This window comes from Microbacterium sp. RG1, assembly GCF_005347485.1.
GTDB lineage: Bacteria > Actinomycetota > Actinomycetes > Actinomycetales > Microbacteriaceae > Microbacterium > Microbacterium binotii_A.
In genome coordinates this window covers 254950-269143 of the sequence record NZ_CP034121.1, presented here as the reverse complement: position 1 = coordinate 269143, position 14194 = coordinate 254950, and the positions used below count along the sequence as shown (strand labels likewise).

Below are 14194 nucleotides of genomic sequence, written 5' to 3'. Positions count from 1 at the left end.
TCTCACCCAATCCACGGCAGTCCCGGCGTTGTGCCATGCGTCGGGGCTGCCGCCCTTCTTCACTTCAACGACCACAAGGACTCTTCATGCCCTCCACGAACGACACACGCGCGGAGCGCGCTGTCTCTCTCATCCACGATGCCGACGCCCTCGGCTTCTTCGCCTCAGCAGACCCGGCGCTCCTTGCTCCGCTGGCCCACGCACTTGCCGCGGAGGCCGTGCTTGGCAATCTGGATGAAGTCGCCGAGGTCGCGGCAGCTCACCACATCCCTGCCGCCGGTGTTGCGCTTCTCGCGCAGGCGGGCATGATCGCGTACTTCCCGACGACCGCCACCATCCGACGCGTTCGTGTAGGGGCTCCCCCAGCGTGACAGCGGCACCGGCTTGAGGTGAGAACATCTCACCGCCTGAGATGTGCCCAAGCTGTACAGCGTCGGCGTACGCTCGCGACCATGAAGCCAGCCGAGCTTGCCGCGCGTCTCACGAGTATCAGCACGCCTATCGGAGGCCTATCGTGGACGCCGCCGACTGTAGACCGAAACGTCGCCCGCCGCGTTCTGACTGTCCTGGAGGACCGTCGTGTCCTGTTCAACGACGCCAACTGGGAGATGCCCGATGCGTGCGTCAAATCCGTCGTAGAGATACGCCAGTTCCTTACCGGCGTGCTCGCCGACGGCGGCATCGGACAGAACCTGGAAGAACCTATACGGGTGGCGCGCGGCTACTGCCGGACCTTCCTAACAACCGTCGATTTCTCGGAGAGTGATCTTCCTCATGGCTCCGGGTCGAGGCTCTTGTATCGACGCCCTGGCTACAGCAACCACGACTGGCATTTTGCGCAGGCCCTCGGGGAGCTGCGAGCCGGGGTAGGACTGCAAGCCGCGATCATCGCGGCGCGTTACAAGCTTCCTATCGAAGACAGCCTCGCCGCGGTGTTGCCGGAGCTGTAGCCGCCAAGCAAGACTGCCGGAACGGAAGCATCCGGATGCCTCCTGGGGGGCACCTCCCCTCCGCCCCCTCGCTCCCGCCCGGAGGGGCATAGCGTCTCGCTGTGCGCGCGGGTCCCAGGGTTCGCCAGCCGAAAGCCTCCTGAGAGTCACTAACCACTCAGCCACCCCTTCGTCACTCCCTCCTCAGCCCTGTGCACCTCCGAAAGGCCGTCTTGACAACCCTCTCGCCGACCCACCCCTACGACGCCGCGGACACCGCCGACACAGTCGTCGTCAGCTACCGAGACCAACCGGTCCAGCTATCACGCGCCGCGATCCGAGAAGCGACCGCTACCGCAGACACCTTCAAGGCCGTCCGCCAGTTGCTCCCCGCTCGCGACGAGCGTAAGTCTCTCGGGATCATCACGCTCGCCGACGCATACGAGTTCCTCGAAGCCCTCCACGTCGCGCTCCTCGCGCGCCCAGGGGTGCGATTGCACCGCCCGATCGGTCGGCACACGCCGAGCACCTCTGAGCGTCGCAAGCGCCCCGCCCCGAGACGCTCCCCGCGCCGCGCGAAACGCCGCTAAACCTTCGCCGCAAAGCCCCGCCCTCACGCCGTCCATGGCGCGAGCGAGCGGGGCTTTTGCGTTCCCCGACCACCCGGAAGGAGTCGCCATGTCCGCAAACGTCGGGTATGCCACTTTGAACATCATCCCCGCCGCCAAGGACTTCGGGAAGAACCTCTCCTCCCAGGTGAGCCCAGCGATGAACAGCGCCGGACGCTCGGGCGGCAACGCCCTGTACTCCGGCCTCACCGACGGCTTGGCGCGCTCCGTCACCGCCGCTCTCGGCGCCGCGAGCACTATCGGCGCAGCCCTCGTCGGCATGGCCGCCGCGGGAGGTTTCTCCCGAGCGCTCAAGCTCGATGAGGCCCGCACCAAGCTGACCGCCCTGAACTACACGACGGAGCAGTCCAAGGCCATCACGGAGTCCGCTCTGGCCTCTGTGAAGGGCACCGCCTACGGCCTGGACTCCGCGGTGAACTCCGCGGTTGGCCTCCTCGCCGCAGGCATCCAGCCCGGTCAGCAGCTCACGGGCGTCCTCACGACCATCGGCAACACCGCGGCTCTCGCGGGCGTCTCGATGGACGAGATGGGCTCGATCTTCAACAAGGTGGCAGCCAACGGCAAGGTCACCACGGAGGAGATGAACCAGCTCGCCGACCGAGGCGTCCCGATCTGGGTATACCTGGGCGAGAGCATCGGAGTGAACAACACCGAACTCCGCAAGATGATCGAGACCGGCCAGGTCACGGCGGAGATGTTCTACAACGCCCTGGGCCCCGCCGTCGAGGGCGTCGCGGGCGTCATGGGCGGCAGCTTCATGGGCAGCCTCGGCAACGTCCAGGCCGCGCTATCCCGCCTTGGCGCGCTGTTCATCCAGCCCGCGCTGCCCGTCTTGACATCCGCGCTGGGCGCCGCCACAGGAGTCCTGGACGGCTTCGGAACAGTGCTCACGCCGCTCGTGGAGCGCTGGGCGGCGTTCCTCTCCGCTGACGCCGGAACCCTGACCGGCACGCTTGGCGCAATGCTGCCAGTCCTCGGGCTACTCGGCGGTCTCCTTGGGCCGCTCCTTACCCAAATCCCGATCCTGGGTGCCGCGTTCGCCGGGCTCACTGGGCCTGTCGGCCTCGCCGCGGGTGCCCTCATCGCCATGTTCGCTGTCGCTCCGGCGCAGCTCGCGACCGGCGTTGACACCATCACGGGCCTCATCGGCGAGATGCTCAACTCGCTGGTCGCTGTGGCCGCCTCCGCGCTGCCGATGATGGCGCAGCGGCTCGCCGAGAACCTGCCCATCCTCGTCGGCGGCTTCCGGGATGTCCTGACCACCCTCGCGTCGGCTATCCCGCTGCTACTGCCGCCGATTGTCGGGGCAGTGGTCACGGTGATCCCCGGCATCGCCACCGCCCTGATTGGCGCGGTCGGGACGATCATCGACGCGGGCACTCAGCTACTCATGGGCCTCGCGCGTGCGGTTCCCGTCATGCTGCCCGCCCTGCTGGATGCCGTCGTCGGCATGCTGCCCAGCCTCGTCGGCTCCATCATGTCGATGCTGCCGCAGGTGCTCGACACCGCCGTGGAGCTGTTCACGGCTCTGGCGGACTCCATCCCCAAGGTGCTCCCGGGCCTCCTCCAGACCATCGTCGGCATCCTGCCGTCGATCCTTTCCAGCGTCATCAGCATGTTGCCGAAGCTCCTCCAGGGCGCTATCGACCTGTTCCTGGCGCTGGTCCAGGCAGTCCCCAAGATCATCCCGCCGCTCATCAAGTCCATCGTGGACCTGTTGCCCACGCTGCTGTCGTCGGTGATCTCGATGCTCCCGGCGCTCATCAACGGGGCTGTGGAACTGTTCCTCGGCATCGTCAAGGCACTGCCGCAGATCATCCCCGCGCTCATCAACTCGCTGATCTCGCTCGCGCCCATCATGGTGGAGACGCTCATCAGCCTGGTCCCCACCCTCATCACTGCGGGCGTCAATCTCATCGGCGGACTGGTGAAGGGCCTATGGGACGCCGCGGGCAAGGTCGGGTCCGCCCTCCTAGACATCGCCAAGGGAGCCATCAAGGACTTCCTGAGCTTCCTCGGTATCCACAGCCCGAGCCGTCTCTTCCAGGGTTACGGCGTCAACCTCGGCCAGGGCCTAGCCATCGGCATCAGCTCGATGGAAGGAGACGTCAGCAAGGCGACCATGGGGCTCGCCACCGCCGCCGAAGACGCCGTCAGTGGAGTGTCGCTCATGATGGACTCCGGTCGAGGCGTTGCGACCGCCATCGACACGGGCGACGGCGGGGCGCTCGGGCGCCATCTCGCCACTGTGGGCACGGGCAAGTCCGTGACGCTCAACTACACGAACAACTCCAGCATGGGTCTCACCGCCGAGCAGGAGCTTGTAGTGGCTGCGCGCCATCTCCAGCACGCGGCGTAGCCACGCCATGGGCGCAAGACGACGCCTGTCTTGCATCATCGCGACGGACGGCTGGGCCATCCGTCGTAGTCGGCGTTATGCTGGCGGGCTGCCCACCTCCTCAGGAGGCGGCCATGCCCGACACCCGCACGGAGGAGACCAAATGACCGAACCGTTCACCGACCCGCAGGGCCGCAGCCGCAGCGACGTCGTCACAGACAAGACCGACGGCACCAGGTGGCGCATCCGCAATATCCGCGAGAACCCAGATGTTCCCGGCGCCTCCCAGTACGAGGTACAGGGAGCGGACATCGTCACCATCGACCAGTGGCGCGACGCCCACGACTTCGAGACCAAGTAACGCCTCGCACATCACAAGGCCCCCGGCCCGCTCAACGTGAGCAAACCGGGGGCCTTTCGGTGTTCAGGCACCCCACGCGAGTCGCTAGCCTGATGTGAGAGCGAACCGAGCATCTTCGACATGTTCGGTTCGCTCGCTCAAGTCGGCACGCTTCCCAGGACTTCAATCTCAGTCGAGACCCAACGAAGCACGGCGCCCTTGCGCGGGCCGGACTTGGCCTTGAAGGAGACCGGCACGAGCTTGAGGCGCACGAGCGCCGGACCGCCCACGGCGGCAACCTGACCTTCGATGTCCTCGGCGGCGAGGAAGTGCGCCAGGCCCCAGGAGTTCGACTTGAGCACGAAGATGCCCAGGTCCGGGTCGTCGGCCAGGCGGAACGTCAGCTCCGCGGAGAGGTTCGCGCCGTAGGCCTTCTTGTCCCTCCACTCCTGGAAGGTCGGGTTGGCGCCACCAAGACCGATCTTGCCATCGGAGACGTAGACCGGCTTGCGGTCGTTGCCCCACAGGATCATGCGCTGGCGGATGGCGTTGGCGTCGGCCAGGATCACGTCGATGCTCGTGGCGTCCGTGAAGACCTGGAGGTTGCGTTCCGACTTGGTCTCCCACTCCTCGGGAGCCTCGCCCTTGTACAGCTCGTGGACGCGGTCGGCCACCTCGGGGTCGCCGGTCGTGATGCGCCACTCCTCCAGGGCGGCGGGGGTGCCGTCGAGCTGGTAGCCGGAGTGGAGCTGGCCGACAGGCTGGCACATCATGCAGCCACCGCCGCGACGCCGAGCGCGACCTCAACGCCCGCGACCATCTCGGCGAGCTGTGCCGCATCCAGGCCGCCAAGCGCCGGACCGGACGCCACGAGCGTCTCGACGCCAAGGGGGCCCCGCGCTGCAAGCGCCAGCTCCACCGTCCGGCGCGTCTCGGCGTCCAGCATCGCCGCCCACCCCCACATCTCAAACTCCACCGCTGCCCAGCCGTGAGACGCCGCGAGAGATCCGATTGTCGTCATGTCTTCCTTCTTCTGGGCGGCCATTTGCCTCCCCTAACGACGACCATATGGCACGTGGAAACCTGCGCCGACCAGGCAAATTGACGCGCGCAAGGCTCCTTGCGCACGAACTATATAGCGAGCACGGCGCCGTAACACCGACACGGAACGATCAACCCGCGCGATACTTTGGAGCTTCGCGAGCCCTCTCGCGGCGACCACACCGAAGGGTAGTTAAATCGTGGACTGGCAGACCTCCGAGGACACGGTGCCGAGCGCGCCCGTCACGGAGGCGGACGCCCGGCTCGCCCGCGGCCGGCCGCCGGCGAGCGGTGCGTGGCGCGACGGGGATCCCGCCGGCGACCGCCGGTTCGCGGCCTTCCGCGGCTTCCGCACCGAGAACGGGGCCGTACTCCCCGTCGCACGCCTGGCGTATGAGAGCTGGGGCGAGCTCTCCCCAGCCGGCGACAACGCGATCCTCATCCTGCACGCGCTGACCGGTGACAGCCATGTGCGCGGCGAGGCCGGCAGAGCCCACCCCACCGACGGATGGTGGGACGAGATCGTCGGACCGGGTGCCGCGATCGACACCGACCGCTGGTTCGTCGTCGCCCCCAACATGCTCGGCGGCTGCCAGGGCTCGACCGGTCCCGCCACCATCGCTCCCGACGGCACCGAGTGGGGTGCGCGCTTCCCGTACCTCACGATCCGTGACCAGATCGCGGCCCAGGCCCTGCTGGCGGACGAGCTCGGCATCGGCAGCTGGCGCGCCGTCATCGGCGGCTCCATGGGCGGCATGCACGCGCTCGAGTGGGGAGCGACCTACCCCGAGCGCGTGGAGCGTCTGGCGGTGCTGGCCGCACCGCCGCTGACCACGGCCGACCAGATCGCCCTGAACTCGGTGCAGCTCGAAGCCATCCGCATCGACCCGGGCTACGCCGGCGGCGACTACTACGACGCACCCGCGGGCGAGGGCCCGCACCGCGGTCTCGCGCTGGCTCGGCGCATGGCGCTGCTGAACTACCGGAGCCCCACCGAACTGAACCTGCGCTTCCAGCGCTCCTGGCAGTCCGAGGTGAGCCCGCTGGGGCGCGGCGGCCGATTCGCGGTCGAGTCCTACCTCGACTTCCACGGCAACAAGTTCACGCGCCGCTTCGACGCCAACAGCTACCTCACCCTCGTCGAGGCGATGAACTCGCACGATGTCGGCCGCGAGCGCGGCGGCGTCGAAGACGCCCTGGGGCGCATCACCGCGCGCACCCTCGTGCTCGGTATCGACAGCGACCGCCTCTTCCCCGTCGAGGGGCAGCACCGCATCGCCCACGGCATCCGCGACACGCTCGACGGCGACAAGGCAGCCGTCATCACGAGCGACTACGGCCACGACGGCTTCCTCATCGAGACGGATGCGGTCGCCCACCACCTGGGCCGGCTCCTCGACGCGTAGCAGCCGCCCTCACGAGGCGGACGTCGAGGAGTGCGCGTAGACGATCGGAACGCCGCGGCGGCGTTCGAGACCGTATGCGGCGAGCGCGATCGCGAGTCCCGCGGCGGCGAGGGCCGCGCCGACCCAGGACGGAGCGACGAAGCCCCAGCCCGCGGCGATGACCGCACCGCCGAGAGCGGCGCCGAGGCTGTTGCCGATGTTGAGGGCGGAGTGGTTGAGCGCGGCGGCGATCGACTGGTTGTCGCCCGCCACATCCATGAGCCGCGTCTGGATCGCGGGGCTGAGCGCCGATGCGACGGCACCCACGACGAACACCATGATCGCGAGCGCCCAGATCCAGGCGGCGGTCAGGGCGAGAACGGCCAGCGACACCGCCAGCACCCCGAGGCCGAGCAGCAGCGTCCGGCGCAGATTGACATCGGAGAGGTGCCCGCCCAGCAGGTTGCCGACCGTCATACCGAGTCCCATACCGACGAGCACGAGCGGCACGACCGCCTGCGGCGCGTCGGCCACCTCCGTCACCAGCGGCGCCACGTAGCTGTACACCGCGAAGAATCCGCCGAACCCGATCGAGCCGATGCCCAGGGTGAACCACACCTGAGGGATGCGGAACACGCCCAGCTCCGCCCGCAGCGTGCGCCCCGGCTGCCCGGGAGCGCGCGGCACGAAGAGGGCGATGCAGATGGTGGCGAGCGCGAAGATCGCGGCGACCACGCCGAACGCGACGCGCCACCCGAACTGCTGTCCGAGGTAGGTGCCGGCAGGGACCCCGACCACATTCGCGACGGTGAGTCCGGTCAGCACGAAGGCGACACCCTGCGCACGCCGCCCCGGCCCAAGCACGTCCGCCGCCACGAGCGCCCCGATCCCGAAGTACGCGCCGTGCGGGAGCCCCGCCAGGAACCGTGAGACCGCGACCAGCTCGAAGTTCGGCGCGATCACGGTGAGAGCGTTGAAGACGGTCAGCGCCAGGGCGAGGGCGACCATCACCCGGTGGCGCGGGAACCGCGCGACGAGCCCCGCGATGGTCGGCGCGCCGACGACGACGCCGAGCGCGTAGAGGCTGATCAGCCAGCCGGCCTGAGCGATCGCCGCATCCGGGTCCGCCGCCGACTGGGCCGGCAGCAGCGCCCCCGCGATGTCGGGCAGCAAACCCATGACCGTGAACTCGGTCATCCCGATGCCGAAGCTGCCGATGGCGAGAGAGAGGAGCGCCCACATCGCCGCCCCCTTCGTCTGGGTCGAAGAGGTCACCGCATCATGTTAGTCACGCCGGCCGAGGCCGCCGAATCGTTTCGCCCGCCGGATCGTCAGGTCGAAGGCGCGTCGTCCGATGCCGCATCCTCGATCGCCCGCTCGAGTCGCTCGATCTTGGCGTCCAGCTCGCCGGCGTACCCGGGGCGGATGTCGGCCTTCAGCACCAGCGAGACACGCGAGCCGAACGGCAGCACGGCGTCGGTGGCCGCCTTCACGACGGCGAACACCTCGTCCCACTCCCCTTCGATCTCGGTGAACATCGAACTCGTGCGGTGCGGGAGCCCCGAATCGCGCACGACCTTCACGGCGGCGGCCACCGCGTCGTGCACGGAGCCGTCTGCGCGGCCGGTTCCGCTGGGGGCGACGGAGAAAGCGACGAGCATTCCGATCCTTACGTCAGGCGGCGAGGACGCCGGGCTTGCGGGCGAAGCTCGAGCGCGTGCGCACCCGAGCGAGCTTGACCACCGCCCACGCGGCGATCACGACGAGCAGGATGTTGCGGACCGTGATCACCACGACCGGGAACGGCAGTGCCACGAGAAGGTCGAAGTAGACCATCGGATAGATGATCTGCGTCGCGCCTGCGATCGCCAGCACGAGGACGGCCGGACCGAACCAGCGCCTGCGGTCCAGGACCAGCGCGATCACGAGCGGCACGCTCAGCCACACCATGTACTGGGGCGAGCCGACCTTGTTCAGGGCGATGAATGCAGCGACGAGCGCGAGCGAGAGCGTCGGGAAGACAGCACTGAAGTGCGCACCCCGCCACATCTTGTACGCACCCAGCGCCGCGATGCCCAGCACCCCGACGGCCAACAGCGGCGTCATCACCGCGATCACCGGGTTGACGGCGGGGCCCGACACCTCGAAGGTCAGCAGGTCGGGGTCGTAGAAGATCTGCGACGGTCCGCCGAGCATCGCGTCCCACAGGTAGAACGTGCTGACCGGTGATTCCACCTGCAGCCCACGACCGGTCTGGTCGCTGACGAACCCGAACGCGTAGGCCGCGCCGCCCAGGAGTACGACCGCTCCCAGCGTCACTCCGCTGACGGCGGCGGCCGCACCGACCACGGCGAGACGGCGGCGAACAGCGATGACCGCGGCCGCCAGGATGGCCGCCGGCCACACCTTGATCCATGTCGCGACCGCGAGAAGGGCGGCTCCGAGCCACGGTCGGCCGACCAGCCACAACGCTCCCATGATGCCGAGGGGCACCGTCACCGCATCCAGTCGGTAGAGCGCGACCGGGCCCATCAGCGCGATGAACGCGAGCCAGAACCAGGCCGCCGTGACACGTCCGCGGGAGCGCCCGCGCCCCACGAGGACGGCGAACGCCGCGGCATCGACGAGGCCCACCATGATCGCCCACGCCGGCGTGTAGGACACCGCCCAGGCGAACAGCCACGTGGCGAGCATGGGGAGCATCGCGAGCTGCGGGTAGACCCAGGCGTCGGTGAGCCCGACGAAGCCGTAGTAGGCGCTGACTTCCTGACCCGTCGCCGTATCGGTCTGCGGCCACCATCCGCCGTTGAGGTACGCCCCCGACCACGGCTCGTACACCCGATAGACGTCGCCCATGGGTTCGTTGGGCATGACCCATCCGAGAACGGAGACCCCGATATGGACGACGAGGAAAGCGATCCACAACAGAGCCCGTCTCGACACGGGCCTCATCCTACGGGGCACGCTGTGGAGCTTCCTGATCAGCGGTGGGCCGCGAGCGTCTCCCCGACCGCCCACGGCAGGTGCTCGGCGACGTCGCCCGCCGTGATCGGACCGCCCCGGCTGCCCCGACGCCCGGCGGCCAGTGCGCCGGCGTGCCCGTGCAGCCACGCGGCCGCGGCCGCCGCATCCGCGAGACGCGCCGGCGAGGGCTCGCCCGCGACGACCGCCCCCGCGACGACCGCACCGAGCGCACCGGCGAGAACATCCCCCGTTCCGGCGGTGGCGAGCCACGGGACGCCGGACCGGATGCGGCGAAGGCCGCCGTCGGGATCCGCGACAAGCGTCACGGCACCCTTCAACAGGACGACGGCCCCCATCTCGCGGGCGGTCTGGGCTGTCTCCGCCTCCCTGTCACCGATCGGTGCGAGCCCGAGGGCGTCACGGAGCCGCGCGAACTCCCGGCCGTGAGGGGTGAGGATCATCGGCGCCGTGGCGTCGGGCGCCAGATCGAGAGCGCCCGCGTCGACGACGACGGGCTCGCGGCCGGCGAGCACCTCACGCAGCGCCTCGGTCTCGGACGCGTCGCGGGACGCGGCATCCGTGCCGGAACCGATCACCCAGGCCTGGACGCGCCCCGGCGCGGTGACCGTCTCGGGCCGGTGCGCCAGCACCATGTCGGCGGCACGCGAGGGCCCGATGTAGCGGACCATGCCGCATCCCGTGCGCCAGGCGGCGCTCACTCCCAGCACCGCCGCGCCCGGATAATCCGCCGAACCGGTGCGCAGGCCCACGACCCCGCGGGAATACTTGTCATCGTCCGCTGTTGGCATGCGAAGGATGCGCGCGGTACGCGTGGCATCCTGCTCGATCGCCGTCATGGCGCCACCCTATCCGCGAAGGAGTACCGTGACCGCGCTGTTCAGCCCCTACACGATTCGAGGCGTCGAGTTCCGCAACCGACTGTGGGTTGCACCCATGTGCCAGTACAGCGCGCAGGACGGATTCCCCGGCGAGTGGCACCACGTGCACCTGGCCCAGTTCGCGTCCGGCGGCGCGGGGCTGGTCATCAGCGAGGCGACCGCGGTGTCACCCGAGGGCCGCATCTCACCCGAGGACACGGGCATCTACTCCGACGAGCAGCGCGACGCATGGTCGCCCATCGTCGCCGCGATCCACGCCCGGGGCGCGGCCGCCGGCATCCAGCTCGCCCACGCCGGGCGCAAGGCGTCGACGTACTCGCCCTTCTCCGGGTACCGCGGCACCGTGCCTGCGGAGGCCGGCGGATGGGAGGCGGTCGCCCCGTCCCCGATCGCCTTCGAGGGCTACGCCACCCCGCGCGAGCTCACCCTCGACGAGATCGATGCGCTCGTCGCCTCCTTCGCCTCCGCCGCACGCCGCGCCGTCGAGGCGGGCTTCGACGTCCTCGAGGTGCACGCCGCACACGGCTATCTGCTGCACGAGTTCCTCTCGCCGCTGTCGAATCACCGCACCGACGAGTTCGGCGGCCCGCTTGTCAATCGCGCGCGCCTGCTGCTGCGGGTCGTCGCCGCGGTGCGCGAAGCGGCCGGCGAGCTGCCCGTGTTCGTCCGCTTCTCCGGCACCGACTGGGCAGAGGGCGGCTGGGACATCGAGGAGACCGCGCAGGTCGCCGTCTGGGCGGCGGAGGCCGGTGCCGAATTCTTCGACATCTCCTCCGGCGGACTCGTCGCCCACCAGGACATCACCGTCGGCCCCGGCTACCAGGTGCCGCTCGCCCGGCGCGTGCGCGACGAGGGGCTCGCCGTCAGCGCCGTCGGACTCATCGAGACCGGGGCCCAGGCCGAGCAGGTGCTGCAGGACGGCGACGCGGACGCGATCATGGCTGCCCGCGAATGGCTTCGCGATCCGCACTTCGCACTCCGCGCCGCCGATGAGCTCGGCGTCGTCGGTCCCTGGCCGCCGCAGTACGAGCGCGCCGCGCGCCGCCGCTGAGGGCGTCTCAGCGACCGCGCCTGGTCGCGTCCTGCACTTCGCCGATCAGCTCCTCGATGACGTCCTCCAGGAAGAGGACGGCGGTCGTGTTGCCCTGGGCGTCGCGCACCTGGGCCAGGTGACGTCCCGCCCTGCGCATGGCCGCCAGCGCATCCTCGAGGTCGGTCGTCTCCTGCACCTGCACCATGTGGTGGATCCGCTTGGCCGGGATCGGACGATCGACCGAGGGGTCGACGCCGTCCTCGGCCACGCGCAGCACATCCTTCAGGTGCACGTAGCCGACCGGCATGCCCTCGTCGTCGACGATCACGTATCGCGAGAAGCCGTGGCGGGCGACCGCTCGCTCGATCTCGTCCGGGGTGGTCAGCTGCGGCAGCGTCACCAGATCTTCGAGCGGGACGGCCACGTCGCCCGCATCCTTGTCGGTGAACTCGACGACCGCCGACACCGTTCCGGCCGCATCCTCCAGGACGCCCTCGATGCGCGACTGGTTGACGATCGTGGCCACTTCCTCGAGCGTGAAGGTCGACGCCGCCTCGTCCTTCGGCTCGACGCGGAACAACCGCACGACGTGGTTCGCGATCCAGTTGAGCGTGACGATGACGGGGTGGAACACCCGCGAGACCCCGACGAGCGGCGGTGCCAGCATGAGCACCGCGCGGTCGGGCACGGAGAAGGCCAGGTTCTTCGGCACCATCTCGCCGAACACGACGTGCAGGTACGACACCAGCACGAGCGCGACGATGAACGCGATGACGTCAACCGCCGTCTCGCCCCAGCCGGTCAGCTCGAGGGGCACGGCCAGCAGGTGGTGGATCGCCGGCTCCGAGACGTTCAGGATCAGCAGCGAGCAGATCGTGATGCCGAGCTGACACGTCGCGAGCATGAGCGTCGCGTGCTCCATCGCCCACAGCGCCGTCTTCGCGGAGCGCGAGCCCTTCTCCGCGAGCGGCTCGATCTGCGAGCGCCGCGCGGAGATCACGGCGAACTCCGCGCCGACGAAGAACGCGTTGAACACCAGCAGCACGACCAGCCAGAGGATTCCCGCCCAGTCGCTCATCGGGTCCGCTCCTGCTCGTCGATGTCCGCACCCTCCGGGACGGGTCTGGGGGTGAAACGCACGCGGTCGACGCGGCGACCGTCCATGCGCACGACGGCGAGCGTGCCGTCTTCGATCTCGACCTCGTCGCCGACGGAGGGGATGCGGCCGAGCTCGGCCATCAGGAAGCCGCCGAGCGTGTCGTAGACCTCGCCCTCGGGAACACGGATGCCGGTGCGATCGAGCACCTCGTCCGGACGCAGCGCCGCCGACACGGTCAGCGAGTCCACCCCGCGAACGATCTCGGCCCGGCGGCGGTCGTGCTCGTCGAGCACCTCGCCCACGATCTCCTCGACGAGGTCCTCGAGGGTGACCACGCCGGCCGTCCCGCCGTACTCGTCGAGCACGACGGCCATCTGATAGCCGCGGGCGCGAAGCTCCGCGACGAGCTGATCGAGGTGCACGGTCTCGGGCACGCGCAGCGGTTCGGTGGCGAGGGCGGCGGCGGGCACATCCGTGCGCCGATCCCGCGGAACACCGACGGCGGCCTTCAGATGAACGATGCCGACGATGTCGTCCATGGACTCGCCGAAGACCGGGAAGCGGCTGTGCCCGGTCTTGCGGGCGAGCTGGATGACGTCGTTCGCCGAGTCGGATGCGGCGACCGCGTGGACACGCGGACGCGGGGTCATCACGTCGTCGGCGGTCAGACGCGCGAAGGTGAGGCTGCGATCCAGCAGCGACGCCGTGTCCTCTTCCAGCACGCCGGCGCTCGCGGATCGGCGCACGAGGCTGGAGAGCTCCTCCGCGGTGCGGGCTCCGGACAGCTCCTCCTTCGGCTCGATGCCGATGGAGCGCAGGATGCCGTTCGCACTGCCGTTGAGCACGGAGACCGCCGGACGGAACACGGTCGTGAACGCGACCTGGAACGGCATGACCAGCTTCGCGGTCTGCCGCGGGATCGCGAGGGCGAAGTTCTTGGGGACGAGCTCGCCCAGGATCATGGAGAAGACGGTCGCGACGGCGATGCCGATCGTGGCCGCGAGCCCCACCACGATCGCCTCCGGCACGCCCCAACCGGCGAGCACGGGACGCAGGAGATTCGAGATCGCCGGCTCCATCGTGTAACCGGTCAGCAGCGTCGTGAGCGTGATGCCCAGCTGCGCGCTCGACAGATGGGTCGACGTGATGCGCAGCGCGCTGATGGTCATCGCGAGTCGCGACTCACCCGCATCCCGGCGCGCCTCGAGGTCTGCGCGGTCGAGGTTCACCAGAGCGAACTCGCTGGCGACGAACAGACCGGTCCCGATCGTGAGCAAGAGCCCCACGCCCAGCATGACGTAATCCATCACACGTCACCTCCCCCGGGGAAGGCTGGTCGGTGGGGCCATCGTCTGCAACTGGGAGGGTCGTCCATCGTGCCGGACAGTCTACGGGAGCCCCGGCGCCTGCGTCCCGTTCCTGTGCACTGCGTCAGCGCCGCCCGCTCGGCGCCGCCCGCTCGGCGCCACGGCCCGCCATTGCCCGAGTTGCGTCGCATATGCGCAGTCGCCACAGTTATGCGCAGTCGCGGCAGATC

General features: G+C 69.3%; 15 protein-coding genes. 6 read left to right on the top strand and 9 right to left on the bottom strand.

Annotated features, from left to right (window positions below; translation table 11 throughout):
• Window positions 1–86 precede the first annotated feature (86 nt).
• Together EHF32_RS01195 and EHF32_RS01190 are read left to right on the top strand one after the other, a co-directional pair.
• On the top strand, window positions 87–371 hold the full coding sequence (locus EHF32_RS01195) for a hypothetical protein (protein ID WP_137416426.1): 285 nt from the start codon (window positions 87–89) through the stop codon (window positions 369–371).
• An 81-nt stretch (window positions 372–452) separates the two neighbouring features.
• Window positions 453–950 (top strand): DUF6650 family protein, encoded by a 498-nt coding sequence (locus EHF32_RS01190; RefSeq protein WP_137416425.1) that lies wholly within the window; start codon window positions 453–455, stop codon window positions 948–950.
• Window positions 951–1252: 302 nt separating this feature from the next.
• Here the strand turns inward: EHF32_RS01190 and EHF32_RS15700 are convergent, their stop codons facing one another.
• Complete coding sequence (locus EHF32_RS15700; RefSeq protein WP_161594045.1) at window positions 1253–1393, bottom strand: hypothetical protein; 141 nt, start codon at window positions 1391–1393, stop codon at window positions 1253–1255.
• A gap of 214 nt (window positions 1394–1607) precedes the next feature.
• Here EHF32_RS15700 and EHF32_RS01185 point away from each other — a divergent pair, with 214 nt between their 5' ends.
• A complete protein-coding gene (locus tag EHF32_RS01185) occupies window positions 1608–3917 on the top strand; it encodes a tape measure protein (RefSeq protein ID WP_161594044.1) in 2310 nt (769 codons plus the stop codon).
• Window positions 3918–4059: 142 nt separating this feature from the next.
• Entirely contained in the window at window positions 4060–4257 is a 198-nt protein-coding gene (locus EHF32_RS01180; RefSeq protein WP_137416423.1) for a hypothetical protein, read from the top strand.
• A 137-nt stretch (window positions 4258–4394) separates the two neighbouring features.
• Here EHF32_RS01180 and EHF32_RS01175 read toward each other — a convergent pair whose 3' ends face one another.
• Window positions 4395–5009, bottom strand: a complete 615-nt coding sequence (locus tag EHF32_RS01175; protein WP_137416422.1) for a recombination directionality factor — start codon at window positions 5007–5009, stop codon at window positions 4395–4397.
• Entirely contained in the window at window positions 5006–5281 is a 276-nt protein-coding gene (locus EHF32_RS01170) for a hypothetical protein (protein WP_137416421.1), read from the bottom strand. The genes EHF32_RS01175 and EHF32_RS01170 overlap by 4 nt, the downstream gene beginning before the upstream one ends.
• A gap of 196 nt (window positions 5282–5477) precedes the next feature.
• Between EHF32_RS01170 and metX the strand changes: the two genes are divergently transcribed.
• On the top strand, window positions 5478–6683 hold the full coding sequence (gene metX / locus EHF32_RS01165) for a homoserine O-acetyltransferase MetX (RefSeq protein ID WP_137416420.1): 1206 nt from the start codon (window positions 5478–5480) through the stop codon (window positions 6681–6683).
• A 9-nt stretch (window positions 6684–6692) separates the two neighbouring features.
• On the opposite strand, the gene EHF32_RS01160 is transcribed toward metX, so the two are convergent.
• The 4 genes from EHF32_RS01160 to EHF32_RS01145 form a co-directional block, all read right to left on the bottom strand.
• Entirely contained in the window at window positions 6693–7904 is a 1212-nt protein-coding gene (locus EHF32_RS01160; protein WP_192900711.1) for an MFS transporter, read from the bottom strand.
• Window positions 7905–7993: 89 nt separating this feature from the next.
• Window positions 7994–8323 (bottom strand): thiamine-binding protein, encoded by a 330-nt coding sequence (locus tag EHF32_RS01155; RefSeq protein WP_137416418.1) that lies wholly within the window; start codon window positions 8321–8323, stop codon window positions 7994–7996.
• Window positions 8324–8336: 13 nt separating this feature from the next.
• Window positions 8337–9533 carry a hypothetical protein gene (locus EHF32_RS01150; RefSeq protein WP_238343758.1) on the bottom strand — a complete coding sequence of 399 codons (1197 nt, stop codon included), beginning with the start codon at window positions 9531–9533 and terminating at the stop codon, window positions 8337–8339.
• 110 nt (window positions 9534–9643) lie between these two features.
• Window positions 9644–10483: an NAD(P)H-hydrate dehydratase gene (locus tag EHF32_RS01145; protein ID WP_137416416.1), complete on the bottom strand. Its 840-nt coding sequence runs from the start codon at window positions 10481–10483 to the stop codon at window positions 9644–9646.
• 28 nt (window positions 10484–10511) lie between these two features.
• Here EHF32_RS01145 and EHF32_RS01140 point away from each other — a divergent pair, with 28 nt between their 5' ends.
• Window positions 10512–11576 carry an NADH:flavin oxidoreductase/NADH oxidase gene (locus EHF32_RS01140; protein WP_238343757.1) on the top strand — a complete coding sequence of 355 codons (1065 nt, stop codon included), beginning with the start codon at window positions 10512–10514 and terminating at the stop codon, window positions 11574–11576.
• Window positions 11577–11583: 7 nt separating this feature from the next.
• Here the strand turns inward: EHF32_RS01140 and EHF32_RS01135 are convergent, their stop codons facing one another.
• Both EHF32_RS01135 and EHF32_RS01130 read right to left on the bottom strand, forming a co-directional pair.
• The gene (locus EHF32_RS01135; protein WP_137416414.1) at window positions 11584–12636 is read right to left on the bottom strand and encodes a hemolysin family protein; all 1053 of its coding nucleotides are present in this window, start codon (window positions 12634–12636) and stop codon (window positions 11584–11586) included.
• Window positions 12633–13964, bottom strand: coding sequence for a hemolysin family protein (locus EHF32_RS01130; protein ID WP_137416413.1), 1332 nt, complete (start codon window positions 13962–13964; stop codon window positions 12633–12635). The genes EHF32_RS01135 and EHF32_RS01130 overlap by 4 nt, the downstream gene beginning before the upstream one ends.
• Window positions 13965–14194: the final 230 nt, after the last annotated feature.